The 22,640-nt window shown below is 40.8% G+C and carries 19 protein-coding genes; 12 read left to right on the plus strand and 7 right to left on the minus strand.

Translation table 11 applies throughout. The features are described 5' to 3' along the window. Nucleotides 1-10: 10 nt before the first annotated feature. Nucleotides 11-211, minus strand: a complete 201-nt coding sequence (locus tag V7K55_RS24140; protein ID WP_094330199.1) for a hypothetical protein — start codon at nt 209-211, stop codon at nt 11-13. Nucleotides 212-389: 178 nt separating this feature from the next. Between V7K55_RS24140 and V7K55_RS24145 the strand changes: the two genes are divergently transcribed. The 6 genes from V7K55_RS24145 to V7K55_RS24170 all read left to right on the plus strand — a co-directional run bounded on the left by V7K55_RS24145 (nt 390) and on the right by V7K55_RS24170 (nt 8,911). Then, nucleotides 390-2,099 carry an alpha/beta hydrolase gene (locus tag V7K55_RS24145; RefSeq protein ID WP_334835286.1) on the plus strand — a complete coding sequence of 570 codons (1,710 nt, stop codon included), beginning with the start codon at nt 390-392 and terminating at the stop codon, nt 2,097-2,099. Nucleotides 2,100-3,121: 1,022 nt separating this feature from the next. Further along, nucleotides 3,122-3,943 (plus strand): SDR family NAD(P)-dependent oxidoreductase, encoded by an 822-nt coding sequence (locus V7K55_RS24150; RefSeq protein WP_334835288.1) that lies wholly within the window; start codon nt 3,122-3,124, stop codon nt 3,941-3,943. Nucleotides 3,944-4,054: 111 nt separating this feature from the next. After that, nucleotides 4,055-5,551, plus strand: coding sequence for a glycosyl hydrolase family 57 (locus V7K55_RS24155; RefSeq protein WP_334835290.1), 1,497 nt, complete (start codon nt 4,055-4,057; stop codon nt 5,549-5,551). 279 nt (nt 5,552-5,830) lie between these two features. Then, a complete protein-coding gene (locus V7K55_RS24160; RefSeq protein ID WP_334835292.1) occupies nt 5,831-6,415 on the plus strand; it encodes a hypothetical protein in 585 nt (194 codons plus the stop codon). A gap of 248 nt (nt 6,416-6,663) precedes the next feature. Next, on the plus strand, nt 6,664-7,824 hold the full coding sequence (locus tag V7K55_RS24165) for an FIST signal transduction protein (protein ID WP_334835294.1): 1,161 nt from the start codon (nt 6,664-6,666) through the stop codon (nt 7,822-7,824). Nucleotides 7,825-7,831: 7 nt separating this feature from the next. Then, nucleotides 7,832-8,911, plus strand: a complete 1,080-nt coding sequence (locus V7K55_RS24170) for a sensor histidine kinase (RefSeq protein ID WP_334835296.1) — start codon at nt 7,832-7,834, stop codon at nt 8,909-8,911. A gap of 10 nt (nt 8,912-8,921) precedes the next feature. Here V7K55_RS24170 and V7K55_RS24175 read toward each other — a convergent pair whose 3' ends face one another. Beyond that, nucleotides 8,922-10,280 (minus strand): sensor histidine kinase, encoded by a 1,359-nt coding sequence (locus V7K55_RS24175; protein WP_334835298.1) that lies wholly within the window; start codon nt 10,278-10,280, stop codon nt 8,922-8,924. Nucleotides 10,281-10,489: 209 nt separating this feature from the next. On the opposite strand from V7K55_RS24175, the gene V7K55_RS24180 reads away from it, so the two are divergent. Together V7K55_RS24180 and V7K55_RS24185 are read left to right on the plus strand one after the other, a co-directional pair. Further along, nucleotides 10,490-11,254 (plus strand): Uma2 family endonuclease, encoded by a 765-nt coding sequence (locus tag V7K55_RS24180; protein ID WP_334835299.1) that lies wholly within the window; start codon nt 10,490-10,492, stop codon nt 11,252-11,254. Between the two features lie 99 nt (nt 11,255-11,353). Then, complete coding sequence (locus V7K55_RS24185; RefSeq protein WP_334835300.1) at nt 11,354-12,493, plus strand: S-layer homology domain-containing protein; 1,140 nt, start codon at nt 11,354-11,356, stop codon at nt 12,491-12,493. A 139-nt stretch (nt 12,494-12,632) separates the two neighbouring features. On the opposite strand, the gene V7K55_RS24190 is transcribed toward V7K55_RS24185, so the two are convergent. Beyond that, nucleotides 12,633-13,070, minus strand: a complete 438-nt coding sequence (locus V7K55_RS24190) for a CAAD domain-containing protein (protein ID WP_334835301.1) — start codon at nt 13,068-13,070, stop codon at nt 12,633-12,635. A gap of 1,147 nt (nt 13,071-14,217) precedes the next feature. On the opposite strand from V7K55_RS24190, the gene V7K55_RS24195 reads away from it, so the two are divergent. Beyond that, a complete protein-coding gene (locus V7K55_RS24195) occupies nt 14,218-15,942 on the plus strand; it encodes a sensor histidine kinase (protein WP_334835302.1) in 1,725 nt (574 codons plus the stop codon). An 87-nt stretch (nt 15,943-16,029) separates the two neighbouring features. Here V7K55_RS24195 and V7K55_RS24200 read toward each other — a convergent pair whose 3' ends face one another. The 3 genes from V7K55_RS24200 to V7K55_RS24210 are packed head-to-tail and all read right to left on the minus strand — an operon-like array spanning nt 16,030 to nt 18,044. After that, on the minus strand, nt 16,030-16,731 hold the full coding sequence (locus V7K55_RS24200; RefSeq protein WP_334835424.1) for a carbonic anhydrase: 702 nt from the start codon (nt 16,729-16,731) through the stop codon (nt 16,030-16,032). A gap of 28 nt (nt 16,732-16,759) precedes the next feature. After that, on the minus strand, nt 16,760-17,071 hold the full coding sequence (locus V7K55_RS24205) for a P-II family nitrogen regulator (RefSeq protein WP_334835305.1): 312 nt from the start codon (nt 17,069-17,071) through the stop codon (nt 16,760-16,762). Between the two features lie 4 nt (nt 17,072-17,075). Next, nucleotides 17,076-18,044, minus strand: coding sequence for a sodium-dependent bicarbonate transport family permease (locus tag V7K55_RS24210; RefSeq protein ID WP_334835307.1), 969 nt, complete (start codon nt 18,042-18,044; stop codon nt 17,076-17,078). Nucleotides 18,045-18,504: 460 nt separating this feature from the next. Between V7K55_RS24210 and V7K55_RS24215 the strand changes: the two genes are divergently transcribed. Further along, nucleotides 18,505-19,206, plus strand: coding sequence for a glutathione S-transferase family protein (locus V7K55_RS24215; protein WP_334835309.1), 702 nt, complete (start codon nt 18,505-18,507; stop codon nt 19,204-19,206). A gap of 136 nt (nt 19,207-19,342) precedes the next feature. Beyond that, nucleotides 19,343-21,664: a DNA helicase PcrA gene (gene pcrA / locus V7K55_RS24220; RefSeq protein ID WP_334835312.1), complete on the plus strand. Its 2,322-nt coding sequence runs from the start codon at nt 19,343-19,345 to the stop codon at nt 21,662-21,664. Between the two features lie 52 nt (nt 21,665-21,716). On the opposite strand, the gene V7K55_RS24225 is transcribed toward pcrA, so the two are convergent. Beyond that, nucleotides 21,717-22,010: an antibiotic biosynthesis monooxygenase family protein gene (locus tag V7K55_RS24225; RefSeq protein ID WP_334835314.1), complete on the minus strand. Its 294-nt coding sequence runs from the start codon at nt 22,008-22,010 to the stop codon at nt 21,717-21,719. A 411-nt stretch (nt 22,011-22,421) separates the two neighbouring features. On the opposite strand from V7K55_RS24225, the gene V7K55_RS27600 reads away from it, so the two are divergent. Continuing rightward, nucleotides 22,422-22,625, plus strand: a complete 204-nt coding sequence (locus tag V7K55_RS27600; protein ID WP_442949112.1) for a helix-turn-helix domain-containing protein — start codon at nt 22,422-22,424, stop codon at nt 22,623-22,625. The last annotated feature ends 15 nt before the right edge of the window (nt 22,626-22,640 follow it).

Consider the following 22,640-nt stretch of genomic DNA (forward strand, 5'->3'; position numbering starts at 1 on the left):
TGCCTGAAAGTTACTCGGAAGTCTGATTGAGTGGTGATTGTAAGGGTTTAACCACAACCCGACCATTTTCAACTACAGTGCAACTTTTAACCATCGTCTTACAGTGGTTAACTGGGACATCCTGGCAATGGTTTTGGTAGCAGATATTTTGATTTTGCTCTTGTTGTTGGTTGAGGACGACAACACAACAGGCAGAGGAGGCTAAGGACATATAACATATATTGATCTCTATATCTATTATCGCTCTACTGATGCTATTTGGCTGAAAAATTTGCTACTGATATGTTTTGATAATTTAGGACAATAAGCAAAGTAGAGGATCGCTTCTGTGTGCCCCTAGCATCCCGAAATTTAGTTCAGTGCCGGTTATTGGACAGTGGTTTTTTCTAATGAAAAAATTTTTGAGATATCTGGGTTTAGGTTTGCTATCTACGTTTTTGACTGCTACTCCCGGATTGGGAGCTGAACGCATTAGTTTTTATTACCCTCCCTTCGGCGAATTCTCCTTGTCTGTGGACTCGCTGGAAACTTTTGCGAAAGTTGGCAAAATCGATCGAGATTTTTCATTTTATGCTAGCCGTGCTACCCCCGAACAACTCGCTCAACTGCGGGATCTACTCCAGCAACGGTTCAATGTCTCTCCTACTTTGGTGTCTCAGGTGACTTACTCACCCGCAGGCGAGCATCTGGTGGAACAACTAGGGAAATTACTCCTCACTGAGTCTCGAAAAAATGGCTTCTATGCCATCCGTGCCTCTTTGATTTTGGCTGCTGCTGATAAAGAGGGTTTAACGGTTGTAAATTTGCTGCGGAAATTTCCCAGCAATAATATTCGGGTGAATTTTACAGAGGGGTTAAGGATAGTTGATGAATTGTCACAGTTGATCAAGAAAAAGGATGAAGTTTTTGCCTCTCTTCAAAAAGAAGCGATCGCCGAAGCAGCCAATTCAACCGTTGACTTCTCAAAACAAGCAGATTTGCGATCGCCAGGAAAATTCCGTTGGCAGAAAAAAAGCCTGGATCTAAATGACATTTCTCGCAATCGCCGTCTACCAGTGGATATTTATTTACCTACAACTCAAAACTCAGAACCAACAGATAAAAATTCTCTGTCTCCTCCCTTTCCTCTAATTGTCATTTCTCATGGCCTCGCCTCAGATCGCTCTACCTTTGTCTACCTGGCTGAACATCTAGCATCCTATGGTTTTGCTGTTGCTGTACTAGAACATCCTGGTAGTAATGCCAAACGCTTTCAGGAATACTTTGCGGGTTTAGCAAGACCACCAGAACCAGCAGAATTTATCAACCGATCTTTGGATATCAAGTATCTACTCGACGAACTCCAGCGTCTAGACAAATCTGATCCCAGCCTCCAGAGAAAACTCAATTTTCAGCAAATTGGGGCGATTGGTCAATCTTTTGGCGGTTATACTGTTTTGACTATAGCAGGAGCAAAGATTAACTTTGAGCAACTGCGCCAAGATTGTAATCCCAATTATTCATCCTTTAATTTGTCGCTCTTATTGCAGTGTGAAGCAATTAAGCTACCTCAAAAAAATTATGAACTCAAAGACGATCGCATCAAGGCAATCATAGCGATTAATCCGATTGACAGTTCAGTTTTGGGTCAGAGCAGCCTGAGTCAAATTAAAATGCCTGTAATGCTGGTAGCTGGTAGTCAAGATATTTTCGCCCCGCCTGTATTTGAGCAAATTCGCCCCTTCACCTGGCTTCCTGAATCCAATAAGTACCTGGCTTTGATTGAAAACGCCACCCACTTTTCAGCGATCGCCGAACCTACTCCTGAAAATGATGTCTTACCTGTGCCACCTGCTTTGCTGGGCCCAGATCGCGCTCCTGTTTATTCCTATCTCAACGCCCTCAGCGTCGCTTTTATGGAAACCCATCTCCTCAACCGCTCGGAATACCGTTCTTATTTGCAGCCATCTTATGCCAAATTTATCAGCAAGGAGCCGCTTAATCTCAGTCTTTTACAGTCGTTATCGGTAGCTCAATTTAATCAAATCTGGAGTGAATCAATTCCCCAGTCAGTCAAACTACCAAATCCTCAACCTATCTCTACTCCTACTCCACGTTAGTTATCAGCCCAACATCAAAATACTTCTCCCTGGCTTTACTACGCAAAATCTTCCCCCTTCGAGTCGGAGAGGAATTTGAACTTTAGTTCAAGTCGTAGAGAAGTTCATCCAACTCATGTTAACTGTGGAGCGATCGTTATAAATTGCGTAAATATACGCAGTGCGGCAGAAGGCAGAATATTAGAAATTATTAGAACTTACAGCAAGATCCCCAACTTCTCTAATAAGTTGGGGATCTTGCTATTCAGGAATGATTTAATTTTGCGATGGACAAGTCTCAAACATTCCTTTGATAGACTCAAAGCTAAACCCAAACAAATTACTATTTACACTAAAGTTTAAGCAGATTAAGCGTTGTTGTAATTTGCATTACAGATGATCCGATAGCCCCCTTTTATTATTTAAAAAAATAAGAGGTCAGAAACCTCTGTTTTAAAGAAATCAGTAAATATGCTGATAAAAATCTGTCAGTTATTTAGTAGCTCTAGCTATTGCAACCATAAACTAAAAGGCTATATGTCTTTTTTGTTTCTAATAGATGAATTAGATATAACAATTGCCTAAAACATGGCTATTTGTCAGGAAAGTGAGATATTTGTACTGAGGGATTTATAAAAACTTATTTAATAAAATCTTTTATATATATATGCTTGTCGTTAAGAAGTATTAAGAAATTCTTATTAAAGAATATTGCAATACCTTGATTTAATTGCTAACGTGTGTATGACAACGATGCTGATGAACGCTCTGATCTAGGAGAAATAAAATCTATGAGCTATACCGATTCAGCCAAGTGTGTTAGGCTTTGACGGGTTAAAAACGAGAAAATTCTGCCTCGTATAGACAATTATGAGGGATTGCAGATTAACCAAGAATATATCTCGTTGCTATTAGTTTCAGTTTGATTTTAATTGCAATTGATTATTTGTCTTACTTTGTGCCGACAAGCGAGTAGCTCTCGATTGTGTGTATAGGCAATAACGAAGAGGTTGGTAAGGCTTAGATTTTGGAGAATAAAACCAATGAAGATTCAAGGTAAAGTTGCCCTAATTACAGGGGCTTCGCGTGGGATTGGACGAGCGATCGCTCTCGAACTAGCGCAACAAGGCATCAAGGGACTGATATTGATAGCACGCGATCGCCAAAAGTTAGTTGAGGTAGCTAACGAAATCGAGGCGATGGGAACAGAAACTGCGATCGTGGCATTAGATTTAACGCAGACAATAGAAGTAAATATCGCTGTCGCCCAACTGTGGCGCAATTTTGGACAGATTCACTTGCTGGTTAATTGTGCAGGAGTCGCATACCAAAGCTCATTTTTGCAATCTAAAATGCCCCAAGTTCAAGAAGAACTCTCTGTGAACTTGTTAGGGATGTACAACCTTACTAGTCTGATTGCTCGACGCATGGCCAGCCAAAGACAAGGGACAATTGTCAATGTATCGAGCCTGATGGGGAAAGTTGCAGCACCAACGATGGCGACATACTCAGCAACTAAGTTTGCCATTTTAGGGTTTACCCAAGCTTTGCGCCAAGAACTCGCTGAACACAATATCCGAGTCATTGCATTACTGCCTTCCCTCACAGACACAGACATGGTGCGCGACTTAAAATTATTTCGCTGGGTGATCCCCATGACTCCCCAGGAAGTGGCTAAAGCACTTGTCACTGGAATGCAAAATGATTCGCCGGAAATTTTAGTCGGATGGCAAAGTCATTTAGCGGTGTTGTGTCAACGCCTTGCCCCTTGGTTATTAGAGCTAATTTTGCGAATCGCCACTCCGCCAGCACCAAGCAGACAACGGCCTATTCAAAAACTTATCCCTTCGCGTAGCGTCTCATAGAGAAGGGAAACGCCGAGAGCGATCGCAGTTTGCATCAATACATAAAGTTGCAGATCGGAAATTGCTGTGGGATCGCATAATTAGACATACCTTGTTTCGGAGCAATCAGAAATGCTTTCCTTCCCTACAACCTTGGCTCCTTTGCCCGAAATCATTGATGGCTTACCGAATATTTCTGGTTGGGAAACAGAGGTTCTCTCTGTAGTTAACCACGATCGACCAGTATTTTTATCAACAACGAATATTCGCTTAGAAGATGTAAATGCTGTATTTGCGATCGCTTTACACATGCACCAGCCAACTATACCTGCTGGAAATGGTGGTACACTCATCAGCAATCTGCAATATATGTTTGAACATCCTCATGAAGGGGATAATCACAATGCAGATCCTTTTGCCCATTGTTACAGCCGCATGGGAGACTTGATCCCCGAACTCGTCAGTCAAGGTTGCAATCCCCGTGTAATGTTGGATTACTCAGGTAATCTTTTGTGGGGACTGCGGCAGATGGGACGCAGTGATGTTCTCGATAGTCTGAAACGGATTACTTGCGATCGCACCTACCAACCTTATGTAGAATGGCTGGGTACAATGTGGGGTCATGCAGTTATTCCTTCCACACCCATAGCAGATATTAAATTGCATATCATTGCATGGCAACATCACTTTGCGGCAATTTTTGGTTGGGAAGCACTAGCGCGAGTCAAAGGATTTTCGCCCCCAGAAATGCACCTCCCAAATCACCCCGACGCTCTCTTTGAATTTGTGAAAGCGCTGAAAGAATGTGGATATCGCTGGTTACTCGTTCAAGAACATTCTGTAGAAACAATTAGTGGTCAATCTCTTACCCACAAACATTTACCACATCGTCTGATTGCCCGTAATTCTCAAGGCGAAACTATTAGTATCACAGCCTTAATTAAAACCCAAGGTTCGGATACTAAATTAGTTGCACAAATGCAGCCTTATTATGAAGCCAAAACATTATCCAAACAACAAATTGGCAGTGTATTTGTACCCCCAATAGTTAGCCAAATTGGAGATGGTGAAAATGGCGGTGTGATGATGAATGAATTTCCTAGCGCTTTTAAACAAGCTTGGTGGGATATGCTCAATAACGGCGGAGGAAAATCAGGTGTTGTTGGGATGTGCGGTACAGAATATTTAGAATTAATCGAAGCTGCTGGATGCAAACCCGAAGATTATCCAACTTGTCAACCAGTGGGACAACATCAGATTTGGGAAAGAGTTTTACCACATAATACCCAACCGGAAGCTGTAGAAAATGCAATTCAAGAATTGAAGCAAATCAACTCTAATTTTCATCTGGATGGAGCTTCGTGGACAAATCATATCAGTTGGGTAAAAGGATATGAAAATGTCTTGTCTCCCATGTATCAATTAAGTAGTTTATTCCATCAAAAATTCGATCCATTACAGCAAACTGATTCAGCAGAACCTATTACCAGACAATCTCACTACCGCAACGTTCTTCTAAATAATCTTTTGCTGCAAACCAGTTGTTTTCGTTATTGGGGACAAGGTTCTTGGACTGATTACGCACGGGAAATTTACCAACGTGGCGAAAGTTTATTGCAGATGAATTGAATTGGAGGCTGGAACGCATATCGATTCTTAAAGCTTAATCGTCCTTAAAAATTAGAAAATTCAACCCCCTTTTTTAAGGGGGTTTGTGTCATTAATACATTGAATACTATAGGAATCCGGTTTGATTTCTGAAAATATACGTAGGATGTGAGTGCGGAGAGTACGGCATCAAACCCATGATAATAGTGCGTTACGAACTCCGTTCTAACACACTCTACAATACCTAATTTCGTTCAAAAATCAAATAGTAATCCTATAGTTTATAAATAGGCAATATAAATGAAAAATATTTATGAGATTTTAGAAATGATGAGACCAAGACCACAAATGTTTTTAGGACAGCGTTCCTTAACTGCATTACGTGGCTTTATTAGTGGCTATTTTTTTGCTATGGAGGAAAATGGGATCTTAATTGAAGAAGAGAATCCTCCCTTTAGTCAGTTCCACGACTGGGTAGCTCGATATTATAAATGGTACGAATCAACAGCAGGATGGAAAAATATTATTCTCCGAGAAGTTGGAGACGAAGCAAAAGCATGTGATGTATTCTTTGAACTACTTGAATTATTTAAGCAAAGGTTTCTTGTACTTAAGTATCGTGTTTTCTTAAATCCAAACCATAAATCTACTGGAGCTATATATCGACGTATATGTATAGATGGGATATACAAAGACTTAGATCCACCTAAAGAAATTAGAATTGTGCAATATACAACAGATTCAGGCTTTTACCGTTTCGATGTATCCCAAGCTGGAGAAATTACAGAAATTGGCTATTTTGAAACAGAAAATTTAGTGATGGAAGAAGTTAAGAGAGAGTTTGAAGTTTCTTTAGATGAGTGGGAAAACTTAAATACTATCTAAGTATCTTAAACTTATAAAAGAATAACTTCAACACAATTTCATGCTGATTTTACCTCGTTACCAGTCTCCGAGTGGGAATGCCCGTCGTTGGGGCTACCGCCTCTTGGTGAATGTGAATTCTGTTTCGATAAAAAGTCAGATGAATTGAGATTTAGTTCAAGTAAGTGGGAAGTCTAAGTGTAGGTTGCTAGGAGCTAATATCCGAATTGGATTAGCTATCTGGTATTAAAACTTACAATGAGGTGGTTGTGTTTCGAGTTGTTGTTGGTCATAGCGACGATCCTGATTCTCAAAATGCGATCGCAGAAGTTCTTCAAGAATGTAGCCGTTCACTTAGCGGGTCAATTCCTCAAGCTGGAATTTTATTTACTGCTATAGGCTTTGACCATGCATTAATTTTGCAACGCATCCAGGATGCTTTCCCCGAACTTGAGTTGATTGGTGGAACTACAAATGGAGAAATCTCTTCAATTCTGGAGTTTCAGCAAGATTCTGTGACCTTAATGCTGTTTGCTAGCGATGAAGTGGAAATTTGTGCGGGTATTGGACGAGGAGCATCCAAAAATCCAGCCCTTGCAGCCCAAGAAGCGATCGCTCAAGCAAAGGCCAAGAGTGCATCACTACCACAATTGTGTCTCACCTTTCCTGATAGCCTGACGAGCAACGGGGTCTTAATTTTAGAGGGTTTAAAACAAAGCCTGGGTGAGCATATTCCCATCATTGGGGGAATGACTGCTGATGACTATACCTTTGACAAAACCTACCAATTCTTCCAAGGTGAAGTGTTAAGTGATTCAGTGCCAGTGCTACTGTTCTCTGGACAACTATTATTTTCTCACGGAGTTGCTAGTGGTTGGACTCCCATGAGTCAACGTCGGCGTGTTGTAACTAAAGTGGATGGCAACGTAGTCTATGAAATTGATGGACAGCGTGCCTTGGATTTCTATAAGTACTATCTTGGTGAAGAAAGATTTGCGTCCAACTATGCCATCCACGCCCTAGCAGTTTTTGAGGATCGAGATTATTTCTATTTGCGGGCACCCAATGGATACGATCAACAGTCTGGTAGCGTTACATTCTTCTCTGATATTCCTGAAAATGCAGTTGTCCAAATCACCGATGCAACTCGTGACAATATTCTGTTAGCTTCAGAGACATCCTTGAAGAATGCTCTAGCTGATTATCCTGGTGTGGAGCCAACAGCAGCATTACTTATTTCCTGTGCAGCCCGTCGGCGAATTCTGGGAACTCTGACAACAGAGGAGTATCAGTTTGTCAAAACTCATTTACCTGAGGGATTGCCTTGTTGTGGTTTCTACGCTTACGGTGAAATTACTCCTTTGGTGAAGGGAGGCCAAACGCAATTTCATAACAAAACCTTTGTCACATTACTAATGGGGACAAAATAAGTAGTGCATGGATAACCAAGACAATTCCATAGAAATCCAAGAATTGGAAAAGACAAACCGTATTTTGCAGAAAAAGCTGGAACGCTGCCAATCTGAACGCCGCCAGCTAGAAACTGACATTTGCACAAAGGAATTTTTACTCAAGAAAGTCATTTGTGAGTTAGAAGATTCTCAGACAGATTTGCAGCACAGAGGTCAAGAATTAGAAAATACCTTAGATAGTTTGCATAAAATGCAAACTCAAATGATCCAAAGTGAAAAGATGTCTGCTCTGGGTCAAATGGTGGCAGGTATTGCTCATGAAATCAACAATCCTGTTAGCTTTATTTACGGAAATCTCAGCCATATTAGCCAATATACCAATGACTTACTACGACTCGTCGAGCTTTATCACCGTCATTTCCCTCACCCACCTGCTGAAATTCAAACCGAACGCAAAACCATCGATTTAGAATTTCTAGAAAAAGACGCAATTATGGTATTGAACTCAATGAATATCGGGACGGAGCGGATTCGAGAGATTGTGCTGTCACTACGTAACTTCTCGCGCCTGGATGAAAGTGAGTTTAAAGCGGTGGATATTCATGAAGGCATCGACAATACTTTGATGATTTTGCAGCACCGCCTCAAAGCTACTGACAAAAGCCCAGCAATTCAGATAATCAGAGACTACGGTAATTTATCTCATGTAGAATGCTGCGCCGGACAAATCAACCAGGTGTTTATGAATATTCTCGTAAATGCGCTCGATGCTCTAGAAGAATTCAATACCAAACGAACTTATCAAGAAATCCGGGATAATCCCAGTTGCATCACGATTCGCACCTCTGTAGTTAATTCGCAGTGGGTAAAAATTGCGATCGCAGACAATGGCTCTGGAATTACTGAATCGATTCAAAAACAGATTTTCAATCCCTTCTTTACAACAAAACCTGTCGGTAAAGGTACAGGGATGGGAATGGCTATCAGCTATCAAATTATCACTGAAAAACATGGTGGCAAGTTAGAATTTTTTTCGACACCGGAAAAAGGAACGGAGTTTGTAGTTCAAATTCCTATTCAGCACCAACTTCAGCAAATAATCTAATGTAATATTATCAAACTAAAGGTAATAAAATTTCAAATTTTGTCCCTATACCAATCTGGGAATGGAAATTTAATTTACCACCATGTTTCACAGTGATAATTCGATAACTTACTGCTAAACTAGTATTTTTACTATTCTTTGTTTCCAGAGAAAAAGACTCCATAATTTGCTGTTGCAATTCTTGAGACATTCCAGGGCCATTGTCAGCAATGCGAATTAAGACCCAGCGAGAATCTGGTGCATTTGGGTTGTTTGCTTCTTGTGAAATAACTTCTGTAGTAATCTCAATTCGAGGTTTTTGAACAGTTTTTGTATCTTCTATATGTAACTGCTGTCGCACGGCTTCATTGAGTAAAGTATCTACAACTTCACTGAAAATATTCATCAAGACCTGGTTTAACTGCCCCATAAAGCAATACACTGGAGGCAATTGACCATAGTATTTGACGATTTCAATTTCTCCTTGAAGACGACTATTAATTAATAAAATAATATTATCTATACAAGCGTGTAAATCTACTGGTTTAGGATAAAGCTCATCGATATGACAGAAGTTTTGTAAACTAGTGACAAGCTTTTTTAATCTTTCTGCTCCCGTGCGGATACTAGCGAGCGAGCGCGACAAATCTTGTTCTAAAAAATCAAATTCAATCTCTTCTTTAACCTGATTAATTGCCTGAGAAGTTGATGGTAACTCTTCCTCGTAAGCTGCTATCAGCTTGAGTAAATCTTGGCTGTAGTTTGAAACATAAGTTATGTTACCCCAAATAAAACCGACTGGGTCTAAAATTTCGTGCGCTACGCCGTCTACCAAACGTCCCAAATTTGCCATTTTATCATTTTGGATCATTTGGGCTTGGCTGCGTTCATACCGCACCAAATTGTCCATTCCTCGAATTTGCCAAGAAATAATATTCAATTCTTGGACATCTAACAATCTATAAGCACCAGATTCTGTTTCTACTACAATTGGTTCGGCTAATAATTCAGGCGATCGCTTTAAACTAAGTTGCATCGCAGTTGAAATCGCTGTTGTATCAGCAAGCAGCAACATCGGTATTCGCGCATAGCTGTAGAGAACGCTTAATGGTTGCTGGACAAATAACTCTTGTCCGAATGGGCGAATCAAAAACTCCAGCAGTCGCCGCCGCGAAATCATCCCAATGAACTTTCCCTGTTCCACCAAAATTACTCCTGGTAGTAGGGGGTATTTTTCTAAAAAAATAGCCACTTCCATCCCAGTGTGATTAATTTCCACAGGGAAGTTATACATTGGTAGTTCTTGGAGGGTTGAATCTAAATCGAGTTCGCGATCGCTACCAAGAGACAAAAATGGTGGTGAGATTTGGCTACTGAATTCTTCTGACACTAGACACCCTGATTTTTACAAAGAATTGGGTAAACAATAAGTTAATATTTTACATTCTGCCACCATAGAAATCTGGTTTCGGTTTAAGTATCTAATCAAACTAGTGGTCTGTCAGGGTGAAAATCGTTTGCAAGTAATTTGCGTGCGATTTATAAACTGGCGCAAGCTAAACTTAAAATAACCTTTACAAAGAGTGCAAAGGTAGTGTTATGACCTCTGTAACCAATCCACCCACCGCTCTCACCCCTTTCCCAGACCATACCCAGCTTCCTGACTCTGACGGCACATTTGTGAAAAACTGGCAAGAGCATCCCCAAAGCCTCCTACTAACTGACTCGATTACACCCATCCTCAAGCAATTAAATCCTGAAGACCAATATTGTATTGGCCAGGACTTAGGCATTTACTGGCGGTTAACCGATCCCCCTGAAAAAGGTGCAGAAGCACCAGATTGGTTTTATGCACCGAATGTACCGTTTTTGCTGAATGGGCAAACGCGACGTTCTTATGTATTGTGGCAAGAGTCTATTGCCCCGTTGATTGTCTTAGAATTTGTCTCTGGAGACGGTAGTGAAGAGCGAGATAAAACTCCTTGGAAGGGTAAATTTTGGGTTTATGAGCAGGTAATTCGTCCTCCCTTCTACGGCATTTATGAAGTGAGCAAAGCCAGTATAGAAGTTTATCATCTGATTGAAGGACAGTATCAGATTTTACCAGCAAATGAACGAGGACATTATCCCATCGTTCCTTTGGGTGTCGAATTAGGCTTATGGCAGGGAGTTTATCAGAATGTGGAATTACCCTGGCTGCGTTGGTGGGATTTACAAGGTAATTTGTTGTTGAGTGGCGATGAAAGAGCCGAACAGGAATCCCAAAGGGCCGAACAGGAACGCCAAAGAGCCGATCAGGAACGCCAAAGAGCCGATCGCTTAACTGCCCAATTGCGATCGCTCGGCATTGAACCAGAAATCTGATATCTGACTACGAATTACGAATTAAAAAGGGCTGGTGTAAAAGATTCATCTATGGCTTAATTTGTTTAGATACATTTTACAGCTATCAGGGTAATCGCAATGACAAATAGACCTCCTTCCGAACCGGAGTCATCCCAAAGAACTGCTCTTGGCTTTGATGAGTTTATAGCCATTCTGGTTGCCTTCACCACCATCGGAGCGATTCTTTTTTGGTCATTGTCCCGTAGAGATTCTAGCTGGAACTTCAACGGGCTGCTGTCGGCTTCTTCCACTCCGTCGCCTAGCGTTCAACCAAATCAACTATTGCCTTCTCCTGCTACCAAGGTAGAAACAAATGTAGTCCCCAACAACATTTTGCCCTATTCTCCACCGGAAGCTGTTGTTGAACCCACTACATCTTCATTGCCAACTAACAGCGCCACTCCTGACCGCGCAGTGTTACCATCTACTCTGGTAATCCCAATTCAACCCCCACAAATACAGACACCTATATCCCCTTCAGCAGTACTTGACTCATCTATTCCATCATCAGCATTACCTTTAGTAACTCCGGCAAAACAAAAATCTATTATTCCGCCGCCAATTGCATTTAACGATGTGCCGACTAACTTTTGGGGTAAGCGTTTTATAGATGTTCTTTCTTCTCGTAGTATTCTCAAGGGATTTCCTGATTATTCTTTTAGACCAAATCAGCCCGTAAACCGTGCTGAATTTGCTGCTATAGTGCAGAAAGCTTTTGACCAAGAACCGTCTAAGACTGCGATCGCATTTCAAGATGTACCAACAAAATTCTGGGCAACTCCAGCAATTGATGGAGCCATCAGTGGCGGATTTCTTACAGGCTACCCGAAAAAAACTTTCAAACCACAAGAAAATATTTCACGAGTGCAAGTTTTAGTTGCCCTTGTTAGTGGATTAAATTTGAAAGCACCCACTTCCCCAAATCAGATTTTAAGTGTCTATAAAGATGCTAAAGATATTCCACCTTATGCTGTTAGCAAAATAGCTGCTGCTACAATCAATGGACTAGTAGTTAACTATCCAAATCCACAATTTCTTGCTCCCAACAAAGTAGCTAATCGGGCTGAAGTAGCCGCGATGATTCATCAAGCTTTAGTAAAACGGGGCAAACTAGAGGCAATTTCATCTACAAACATAGTGCGATTGCCCAGCGCATCTCCAGAAATTTCGCGCACTCCCAAGGCTAAAGTATCCCCAAAAGCATCATCTCAACAATAATTCGTAATTCGTAATTACAGCAGGTTGCAATTTTGAAAGAAGTCTAAACGCCGATTTCCGGCGTTCAGACTTCAGTGATTTGGAATTAGAGCGTACTCTTACACAGAAGAATGTCTCATAGAGAAGCGATAATTAGATATTAAGCTTCTGGAATTTGTTTACCAACCACTTGTGATTTAAGAGTGGTGATTTCACTAGTTAACTCTTTCCTGGTTGAGGCTTTGAGTAAATAGCGGTAAACAAACCAGGCAGAGTAACCAATACCAATCAACTCAAAAGTAGGCGCTACTAAGGGAATATCATTCAAAGCATCTAATATTGCCAAGAGGACTTTAACTCCAACAATTGATCCCACAATTAAACCAACTGTTACCAGGGGTTGCTTATATTGATTAAAGAAGCTTCCCAGATAGTCTGGCAATGTTGCTAAAAAGGTAGAAACTTGCTCCCCGTATTTTAGCCATTCATCTTGAGACTGTGCGGGAGGCTGAAGTTTAGTAATGGTTCCCGTTTGGGTGTTTATCTCTGCCACTGTAGTCTCTTTGGATGCGGTTTCGGTAAATTCTGGTTCTGGCATTTTCACTCCCATTAATTTGACAGTTTAGTTTTTCTATAGGATTCCGATTTGATTTATGAAAAGATCCGTAGGGGAGCCAGTCACGTGGGCGGGTTTCCCGACTTGGGCTACCTGGCGTTGCGTTAGCACGGAGAGTACGGCACTAAACCCTTGATAATGGTGCGTTACGAACTTCGTTCTAACACACCCTACAATACCTAATTTTGTTCAAAAATCAAATATGATTCCTATAATTTGGATAATTACAACCAAAAGGCTGTTGATTAGGTAATGCACAAGTGCATCAGTACAATTGGGTAAAGGGCACAAAAGGGTTTTAGTGTCCTATAACTATAATTGCCGCCTAATATCTACTGCATCAACTACAAGGTAGACAGTCAGTCAGTACGAGAATAGAATTCAGAAGGCAGCAGGATGTATTATAATCGGACTTCTGAGTTCTTTTCTGAATCAACGTGGAATCCTCTGGTTGTGATTATCCCATTCCGTGTTATTTACTCATAATCGTACTAAATCTAAGTACAAATCAGGCAAAAATCAGCCCACCTCTCATTTATATAAGCCTAAAAGCCGATTTTAGCCAATATTAAAGCTATCTTAAGCCGCGTTCGTCAATTAACGCATTCGTATTGATATTAATCCGTAATAAAAATTTTTGTGTGTTCACATAGACTAGACTTTCAACCTATTTTGTGATAATTGTACCTGGGGATTGGAGATGAGGGAGAAATAACCAATGCCCCATGCCCCATTATCAAACCTTTTGTTTTTTTCCTGATTGTATTAATTTTATTAGGAAGCAGTAAGGTAGACTAGTGGCGTAGCTGATGGCAAAAACTCATTGTTATCAACTGTATATCAAGGAAAGTATTGTGGTAAATAGAAGACAGTCTGAGGCAGGTCTTTAATGTAGGAACTTATTCGTTGCTTCTGAAACAAGTGAATTCTGCTTACAGACAGTAATTGTACTTAGCAGGCAATGCTATCAAAATAACTCATAGTATATGAGGTTATGCTAGTTATCTAATAAGCAATAATTTTCTATTGCTCAAATGGAAGATAATGTAAATGTTAATCACCAATTAAACTGTTTGTGTAAGCTAAACTGATTTGGTAATTTTTGCGGGAAGGCAAGGAGGTTTGGGAAATGCCAACTCAAAAGCCAACCCCTATCGACAGCAGTTCAGAAAGCAAAAAAGTGTCAGCCGAAGAGCCATCGACAGACGAACTACCTACTATAGAATTTCCCTCACGAGGGAAGCTAAAAGCCAGTTCTTGGCGTATCCATCAAAAAATTGGTTATGGGTACTTTGTAGCTATTGGAATTGGCTTTTTTGGTTCACTAACTGGATTAGTGATTGCCAACTACTACCGGGGAAGGGAAGTGAGGCAATTTAATCAAGCTTACGAACAAGGACAACTACTGAGTAATTATAAAGATGCAGTAGTCGGGGCACAATTACATAGCTCTAATTTAGTTGCTGTACTAGAAAATTCACAACAACTACAAAGCAAAAAAGCCGATTTTCTGAAGAATGTCGAAAAAGCCCAACAATTAGAGTCAAAAATTTCTGGATTTATCGACAGTAAACCTAAAAGACTAGCAGCAACAAGTTCGACTTTACAGACGCTATTACTGGATTACAAGAATAATTTAAAAGCCTACGTTTACCAAATTGATGTCGTTTTAAAGAAAATTGACTCTCAAAAAGTGCAGTCTCAGCAGATTTCTTCTGCCCGATCGCAGTTATTGACAATTATGCGTGGTGAAACAGCCATGCGGCTAGATCAGCTTTCGCAAAACTTGACTAACATCCTGCAAACTGCCGAAATTCAAGAGCAAGAAAGGCAAAAAGCAGTTGAGGAGGCAAAAGTAGTTGAGCGCTTCATCGTGATTTTGAGTATGCTGGTTTCGGTGGCGATCGCAGCCATTGTAGCTTGGCGTACCAGTCGTGCGATCGCAGAACCAGTGATCATCGTCACCCAAGTAGCTGAACAAGTGGCGCGGAAACATAATTTTGATTTGCGAGCGCCTGTTACCACTGAAGATGAAATTGGCCTACTCGCCAAATCTCTAAATCATCTAATTGAGCGAGTATCTCAGCGAACCAAAGAACTACAACAAGCTAAAGAATTAGCCGAAGCTGCTAGCAAGGCAAAAAGCGTATTTTTGGCCAATGTCAGCCACGAATTACGCACACCGTTAAATGCTGTCATTGGCTTAAGCCAACTTCTAGAAGACGACGCTACCGATCTTGGTTTATCGGCAGACTTTATCACAGACTTAGAAACAATTAACGCTGCTGGTAAGCATCTACTACGCTTGATTAACGAAATCCTCGACTGGTCAAAAATTGAAGCGGGGAAAATGACTCTCTATCCAGAGACATTCGAGATTGCGATGCTAATTCATAACGTTGTCCTCACAATCAAACCAGCTATAGAAAAAAATGCCAATGTTTTAGAAGTGCATTTTGATGAGCAACTTGGCACCATGTATGCCGATCAAACTAGGATGCGCCAGGTGTTGTTAAACTTGTTGAGCAACGCCAGTAAGTTCACTACAAACGGTAAGGTAACGCTGACAGTCAACAGAGAAAAGGATGACGTGCAACTGGATGCTCCTTTGGGGATGATTACTTTTACCGTTACCGACACAGGTATAGGTATGTCTAATCATCAACAGCAGCAGTTATTTCAACCTTTTACACAAGGGGATACTTCCACTACGAAAAAGTATGGAGGTACGGGACTGGGGTTAGCAATTAGTCGCGACTTTTGCCAGATGATGGGTGGTGAAATTCTTGTCAAAAGTCAGCCAGGAGTTGGCTCTACTTTCACTATTCGTCTGCCAATGACTGTACAGGATTGAAGGGATTGGGAATTGGGATAAAAGAGTTCTGAGTTCTGAGTTCTGAGTAAAAAAGTGAGATTTCGCACTCAGGACTCAAATCCTGCATCAAGTAATTATACTTACTTTGCCTGTATCCAAGTCGTAACGACCTCCTACAATTTTCAATTTGCCAGACTGCACCTGCTCAGTTAAAAGCTTTGATTTTTGCAACCGTTCAATTTGATATTTCACATTTGCCACCACAGCATTTTCAACCGCATCACCGGGCTGATTCTTGACCTTTTTCAGGGCTGGGTTAATTGCCTGAACAAAAGTACTAATATCACCGGGTAATGATTCTCTTTTTACAGCTGCGGTTACAGCCCCACAACGCTCATGTCCCATCACCATCAGCAGTGGAGAACCTAATAAGACAACGGCATATTCAATACTACCGATCGCTTCATGTGTGGCAATATTTCCGGCAATGCGAACATCAAAGATGTCTCCGATGCCTTGATCGAAAACAATTTCTGCGGGGACTCGTGAATCAGCACAACTAAGAATAGTTGCAAATGGATGTTGAACTTGAGCAACTTCCTGCAACCGCAGTGCAGATTGATCGGGGTATTGAGGGTGATGCTGAATAAATCGCTGATTTCCCTCTATCAGCTTTTGCAATGCGGCATCGGGATTCAGAGATTCAGGGAGGTTTTGAGGCATTTCGCCAGCTTTAGCCTGTTCCACGCGCCACAGGAAATCGCTGGCAGTTACCGCCATTCCAAATGCCCCGGTGATTCCCAATTTCAAAAAGTCACGACGTTCCATGAAATACTTCATTGAATTTATAATTTTTTTACATCGAAGCGACACATCTGACAGAGCGAATTTCCATCACATCCGAAACGTAGCAAGTACCTCCGAACTTATTGAGAAGTGGTTTGATATTTTCTACAACACGTTTGAGTTCTTCTGGCATACAAAACGCGAGGATGTAAACATTATCAAGCATGGTCATATCTAAATCTTCTGTCGTTCCTTGTAATCCTTTGCCAGCAACATTTCGGATTACGGCATGGTTATGTACACCCGACTTGTCTAAACGATCTAAAATTTTGGCAAGCTCAAAAGAGTTGGCAATAATTTCTATCTTTTTAACTACGTGCATATTATTAGCTCCAAAACAGGTTAATTCCGTAGAGATATAACGGAATTCCCACAATAATATTGAACGGAAATGTCACCGCTAGAGCGGTAGAAACATACAGGCTGGGATTTGCTTCTGGAACAGTCATCCGCATAGCTGCTGGAACAGCAATGTAAGAAGCGCTGGCACACAATACAGCGAACAACAGCGAATCTCCGCGAGGCATACCAATGAATTTAGCGATCGCTAACCCAATACCTGCATTGAGTATTGGAATTAGTATGGCAAATAAAATCAGGAAAATTCCGGTTTTTTGCAAGTCTTTAATTCTTCTCGCAGCGACCAATCCCATGTCAAGTAAAAAGAAGGTGAGAACACCATAAAATAACCCTTGAGTAAAGGGTTCTAATACTTTCCCACCGCGTTCTCCTGTCAAAACACCTATTAAGAGACTACCGACTAATAGAAAAACTGAACTATTAAGAAATGCTTCTTGCAAAACTTCCGGCCACGAAAACTCTCGCTTTCCATCGACGGTGAATATATTCACCAAAATTAGACCAACTATAATCGCTGGAGATTCCATCAGGGCAAGGGCTGCCACCATATAACCATCAAAAGCAATGCCAAGCTCAGTTAAAAAAGTGCTAGCTGTAATGAAGGTGACAGCACTGATAGAGCCGTAGGTTGCTGCGATCGCCGCCGCATCGTAAGTATCCAATTTCCACTTCAGGATAAAAAAGGTGTAAATTGGCACAACACAAGCCATCATCATTGCTGCCGCGAGTGTTAGAACTACTTCCTGAGTTACACCGCTTTTGATTAGTTCTACCCCTCCTTTAAAACCAATGGCAAACAGCAGATACAAAGAGAATAGTTTGGGTATTGGTGCAGGAATTTCTAGATCGGACTTGACAAAAACAGCAGTCATGCCTAAAAAGAAAAAGAGGATTGGCGGATTCAAAATGTTGGATACAATTAAGCTAAGATCCATATCCACCCATCCTTGTATTGGTTAAACCTGAAATTAAAGAAATTTTTCATCTTTAAAAACTTAACGGTTGAATCGTGATGTATTGTGTATAGCTACCCGATGTCATTTGGGTACTCAAGGATTGAATCGTCCTATTGGTGACAATACTTATCGCCTAAGTATTAAGCAGAGCTAAGAACAGAAAAAGTGAGGGCTTACCTAGCATTTTTTGATCTTGGATTCCCCGTCGCTGATTTTACGACAGAAAGCGCAGGAATAATTGCTGAATAACCTATCTAGGGTAGAAAAATTAACGTATTATCGTAGCAATTCATAAATTACCCCGACACAAATTCTATAGTTTTGGGAATTTTGGGCGTAAATCCTGGAAAGATGATGCTTGATCGAAATTGTCCTCAATTAGAAGTAATCTAGGCTTCATCGTCAGGACAGCATATAACTTTCAGGAATACAATCAATCATGCAAGCGACAAAAATTAGGCTGTACGATTTGGCAGGGGCTGAGGACGATCGCCGTTTTAGTCCTAACTGCTGGCGCGTGCGGCTGGCTCTACTCCATAAGGGATTGCCCTTTGAAACTGTACCTTGGCGTTTTACTGAAAAGGAAACTATTGCCTTCTCAGGACAGGGTAAGGTACCAGTAATAATCGATCGCGAGCAAGTTGTTTACGATTCCTGGGCGATCGCTCAATATCTGGAAGAGAGTTACCCTAGTTACCCATCACTATTTGGTGGAGAAGTTGGAAAATCGTTATCCCGATTTACAACTGATTGGGTGGAAGCAGTACTCAATCCGGAAATTGTGCGATTGATTATCACAGATATTTATTCGCACCTAGATGAAAAAGACAAAGACTACTTCCGCCAAACACGCGAAAAGTCTTTTGGTGCAACCTTGGAAGCAATCTCTGCCGATCGCGAACAACGAGTTGTCACATTTCGTAATAGTCTGACCCCACTGCGTCGAACTTTCCAGCACCAAAACTTCTTAGCTGGACAAGCACCAGCTTGGGCAGATTATGTGGTGTTTAGCGCTTTTCAGTGGGCACGCAGCGTTAGCCCATTTCCCTTACTTGTAACAGATGATCCGATTTTGAACTGGCGCGATCGAATGCTTGATACTTTTGATGGCGAACCTCGTAAAGTCTTAGCTTATGAGTAAGATTCTGGTTAAGAATATTGCCAATCTTTGTTGACCAAGTTTCGTTAGGATGTTGTAATCTGGGCAATAGCGACTTTCTATTGATGTGACCCCAGGCGTAGGCGTAGCCCGTCAGAGACATCGCTTTTTCACATCTATGACAACAACCATCGACTTTCTCAGTCACCTTAACCCTAGCCAACGTCAAGCTGTCGAACATTACTGCGGCCCGTTGTTAGTTGTTGCTGGCGCAGGTTCCGGCAAAACACGAGCGCTGACTTATCGTATTGCGAATTTAATTCTGAAACACCATGTTGATCCAGAAAATATCCTGGCGGTTACTTTTACCAACAAAGCCGCGCGGGAAATGAAAGAACGGATTCAACGGCTGTTTGCGGAACAACTGGCGATGAAACAACACGGACAGCGATTGGAATTGTTGACAGAATATCAACAAACGCAATTGCGATCGCAAGTTTACAAAAATACTATCAAAGATTTATGGTGTGGCACTTTCCACAGTCTATTTTCTCGCATTCTCCGCTTTGACATTGAAAAATACGTAGACGAAAAAGGACGCAAGTGGAATCGCAATTTCTCGATCTTTGATGAATCAGATGTAATCAGTCTAATCAAAGAAATTGTTAATAAAGAGCTAAATTTAGACGATAAGAAATTTGATGCCCGTTCTGTTCGCTACGCTATTAGTAATGCGAAAAATCAAGGTTTATCGCCCCAAGAATTTGAGCAAGAACAACCCAATTATCGTGGAAGAGTGATTGCTCAAGTTTACAATTTATATCAAGATAAGTTAGCACAAAACAACGCTCTCGACTTTGACGATCTTATTCTTGTACCTACTAGATTATTTCAACAAAATGAGCAGGTATTGGGTTACTGGCATCGCAAGTTTCGCCATGTTCTCGTAGATGAATATCAAGATACTAACCGCACTCAGTATCAACTGATTAATTTATTAGTTACTAATGGCGAAACCAAAAAGAGTGAATGGCAATGGGAAAATCGCTCAGTTTTCGTTGTCGGTGATGCAGACCAATCAATTTACAGCTTTCGGATGGCAGATTTCACCATCTTGCTAGGATTTCAGGAAGACTTTGGCGATGGTTTGGTAGATGATGATACCCGAACTATGGTTAAGCTAGAAGAAAACTATCGCTCTTGTGAAAACATTCTGCAAGCAGCTAATGAATTAATTGAAAATAACACCCAACGGATTGATAAAGTCCTGAAAGCGACGCGGGGGCCGGGTGAGCAGATTACTTGTCACAAAGCCGATGAAGAACTTGCAGAAGCGGCATTTGTTATTAATCAAATTAGCACTTTAGAACAGCAAAATCCAGAGTTAAACTGGGGTAATTTTGCCATACTTTATCGGACGAATGCCCAATCTCGTCCCTTTGAAGAATTGTTGGTGAAATATCAAATTCCTTACACAGTTGTGGGGGGAATGAGGTTTTACGATCGCAAAGAAATCAAAGATGTGATCGCATATTTAAGAGCGATAAATAATCCAGCCGATACAGTCAGTTTATTACGAGTTATTAATACTCCCCGGCGAGGAATTGGCAAAACCACTATTGATGCTTTGATGAACGCATCTCAGCAATTAGGGACAACTTTGTGGGAAATACTCAGCGATGAAACATCAGTTAATACATTAGCTGGACGGGCGACAAAAGCTGTAAATAACTTTGCCACAACGATCAGCCGTTGGCAAGCACAAGTCAGCACGCTTCCGGTGACTGAGGTTTTGCAAGGAATACTAGAAGATTCTGGTTACGTTCAAGATTTGATGAATCAAGGCACAGATGAAGCTACAGATCGGGTACAAAACGTCCAGGAACTTTATAACGCTGCATTGCAATTTCAAGAAGAAAACGAAGAAATTTCCCTCCGAGATTTTCTGAGTAGTGCCGCCCTAAGTTCCGATTTGGATAACTTAAAAGAAGGGCAGACAGCCGTTTCTTTGATGACTTTGCACGCATCCAAAGGTTTGGAATTTCCCGTAGTATTTTTGGTGGGATTAGAACAAGGGCTATTTCCTGGCTACCGATCGCTAAGTGATCCTGCATCTTTGGAAGAAGAACGCCGCCTGTGTTATGTGGGGATTACTCGCGCTCAGGAAAGGTTATTTTTATCACACGCGCGGGAACGGCGTTTGTATGGTTCTCGTGAACCTGCGATGCGATCGCAATTCCTCGACGAATTACCAGAAGAATTATTATCTACCAAACGCGCAAGTCGTCAAAGCTATACCAAAAGTGCCTCTACTTCTAGTGAAAAACAAGACGCAACCCAGAATTGGCAAGTAGGCGATAGAGTATTACACAAAACTTTTGGGCTTGGTGAAATCACTCATGTCTTCGGAACAGGTAATAAAATGTCTGTAGCAATTAAATTTGCCAGCTTGGGACAAAAAATTGTTGACCCAAGAGTAGCACAGTTGCAAAAAATTTGAAAACAAAGCCATAGATTCCCAACTTTTTTTGAAAAGTTGGGGATCTTGTTTTTCATATTTCAATTTCTTCAAAGTGTTCAACAGTGGGAAATGGCTCATAAAAATGATGCAGAAGTTTTTTCCACTCTTGATACTCAGTAGAACTTCTAAATTCTACAGTATGAGATTCTAAAGTTTCCCATCTGACAAGTAATAAATATTTATTTTGGACTTCTATACATCTATGCAATTCATGGGATAAATATCCATCCATTGAAGAAATAATTTTAGAAGCTTTTTTGAAAGCAGCTTCAAAATCGGATTGCAGACCAGGTTTAACAAGAAGCATCACTGCCTCAAGAATCATAGAATTTCGTGTTGAAAATTAAGCTAATCTTATGTTAATTAATATTTTGCCAATTAGATCGCTATCTCGGCTCAATGCCGTTTTTTTGTGATAAAAGCATTTTTTCTGTAACTCCTTCACAGCAGAGTTTTTAAGCTTTGCGGTGCAGTAAAATATGTCTTCGCTATTTTTATACCAGTTAGGTTAGGTTTCAATACTGCTCGGTTAAGCCTCTTTTTGGGATTATAGACAACGCTATTTCAAGGGTTTTAGCCTACTTTATTTCCTTAACCGAGCAGTATTGGGTTAGGTTTTGCCAACAATTATAGCCTTAACCCGTAGTTAAACTACGTTGTGCTATTTGCTGTCTCAATGTACTGTCAGAGACAAAGTTTGTCTATGTAAAAGTGCTAAAAAAAACTTGGTCAGCAAATTGCTACCATTCGTAAGCAAAAAGGATTAACTCAGGAAAACTTGGCTGAACTATCAGGCTATTCAGTTGAGTTTATAAGTTTGATAGAGCGTGGTATTAATGCTCCTACTATCGACGGGTTAGAAAAACTAGCACAAATTTTAAACTGTAAAGTTGAAATCTTATTTCAACAAACAGATTCTCAAGACAGTTCCCTGAGTTAGGTTGATTTGTTTAAG

It is taken from the genome of Nostoc sp. (assembly GCF_036919895.1).
Taxonomy (GTDB): domain Bacteria; phylum Cyanobacteriota; class Cyanobacteriia; order Cyanobacteriales; family Nostocaceae; genus Nostoc.

Coding starts and splice junctions, on each gene's coding strand:
- pcrA (WP_334835312.1), top strand. CDS start 19,343: ATGACAACAACCATCGACTTTCTCAGTCACCTTAACCCTAGCCAACGT.
- V7K55_RS24215 (WP_334835309.1), top strand. CDS start 18,505: ATGCAAGCGACAAAAATTAGGCTGTACGATTTGGCAGGGGCTGAGGAC.
- V7K55_RS24210 (WP_334835307.1), bottom strand. CDS start 18,044: ATGGATCTTAGCTTAATTGTATCCAACATTTTGAATCCGCCAATCCTC.
- V7K55_RS24150 (WP_334835288.1), top strand. CDS start 3,122: ATGAAGATTCAAGGTAAAGTTGCCCTAATTACAGGGGCTTCGCGTGGG.
- V7K55_RS24170 (WP_334835296.1), top strand. CDS start 7,832: ATGGATAACCAAGACAATTCCATAGAAATCCAAGAATTGGAAAAGACA.
- V7K55_RS24205 (WP_334835305.1), bottom strand. CDS start 17,071: ATGCACGTAGTTAAAAAGATAGAAATTATTGCCAACTCTTTTGAGCTT.
- V7K55_RS24195 (WP_334835302.1), top strand. CDS start 14,218: ATGCCAACTCAAAAGCCAACCCCTATCGACAGCAGTTCAGAAAGCAAA.
- V7K55_RS24185 (WP_334835300.1), top strand. CDS start 11,354: ATGACAAATAGACCTCCTTCCGAACCGGAGTCATCCCAAAGAACTGCT.
- V7K55_RS24200 (WP_334835424.1), bottom strand. CDS start 16,731: ATGGAACGTCGTGACTTTTTGAAATTGGGAATCACCGGGGCATTTGGA.
- V7K55_RS24190 (WP_334835301.1), bottom strand. CDS start 13,070: ATGCCAGAACCAGAATTTACCGAAACCGCATCCAAAGAGACTACAGTG.
- V7K55_RS24225 (WP_334835314.1), bottom strand. CDS start 22,010: ATGATTCTTGAGGCAGTGATGCTTCTTGTTAAACCTGGTCTGCAATCC.
- V7K55_RS24140 (WP_094330199.1), bottom strand. CDS start 211: ATGTCCTTAGCCTCCTCTGCCTGTTGTGTTGTCGTCCTCAACCAACAA.
- V7K55_RS24160 (WP_334835292.1), top strand. CDS start 5,831: ATGAAAAATATTTATGAGATTTTAGAAATGATGAGACCAAGACCACAA.
- V7K55_RS24180 (WP_334835299.1), top strand. CDS start 10,490: ATGACCTCTGTAACCAATCCACCCACCGCTCTCACCCCTTTCCCAGAC.
- V7K55_RS24145 (WP_334835286.1), top strand. CDS start 390: ATGAAAAAATTTTTGAGATATCTGGGTTTAGGTTTGCTATCTACGTTT.
- V7K55_RS24155 (WP_334835290.1), top strand. CDS start 4,055: ATGCTTTCCTTCCCTACAACCTTGGCTCCTTTGCCCGAAATCATTGAT.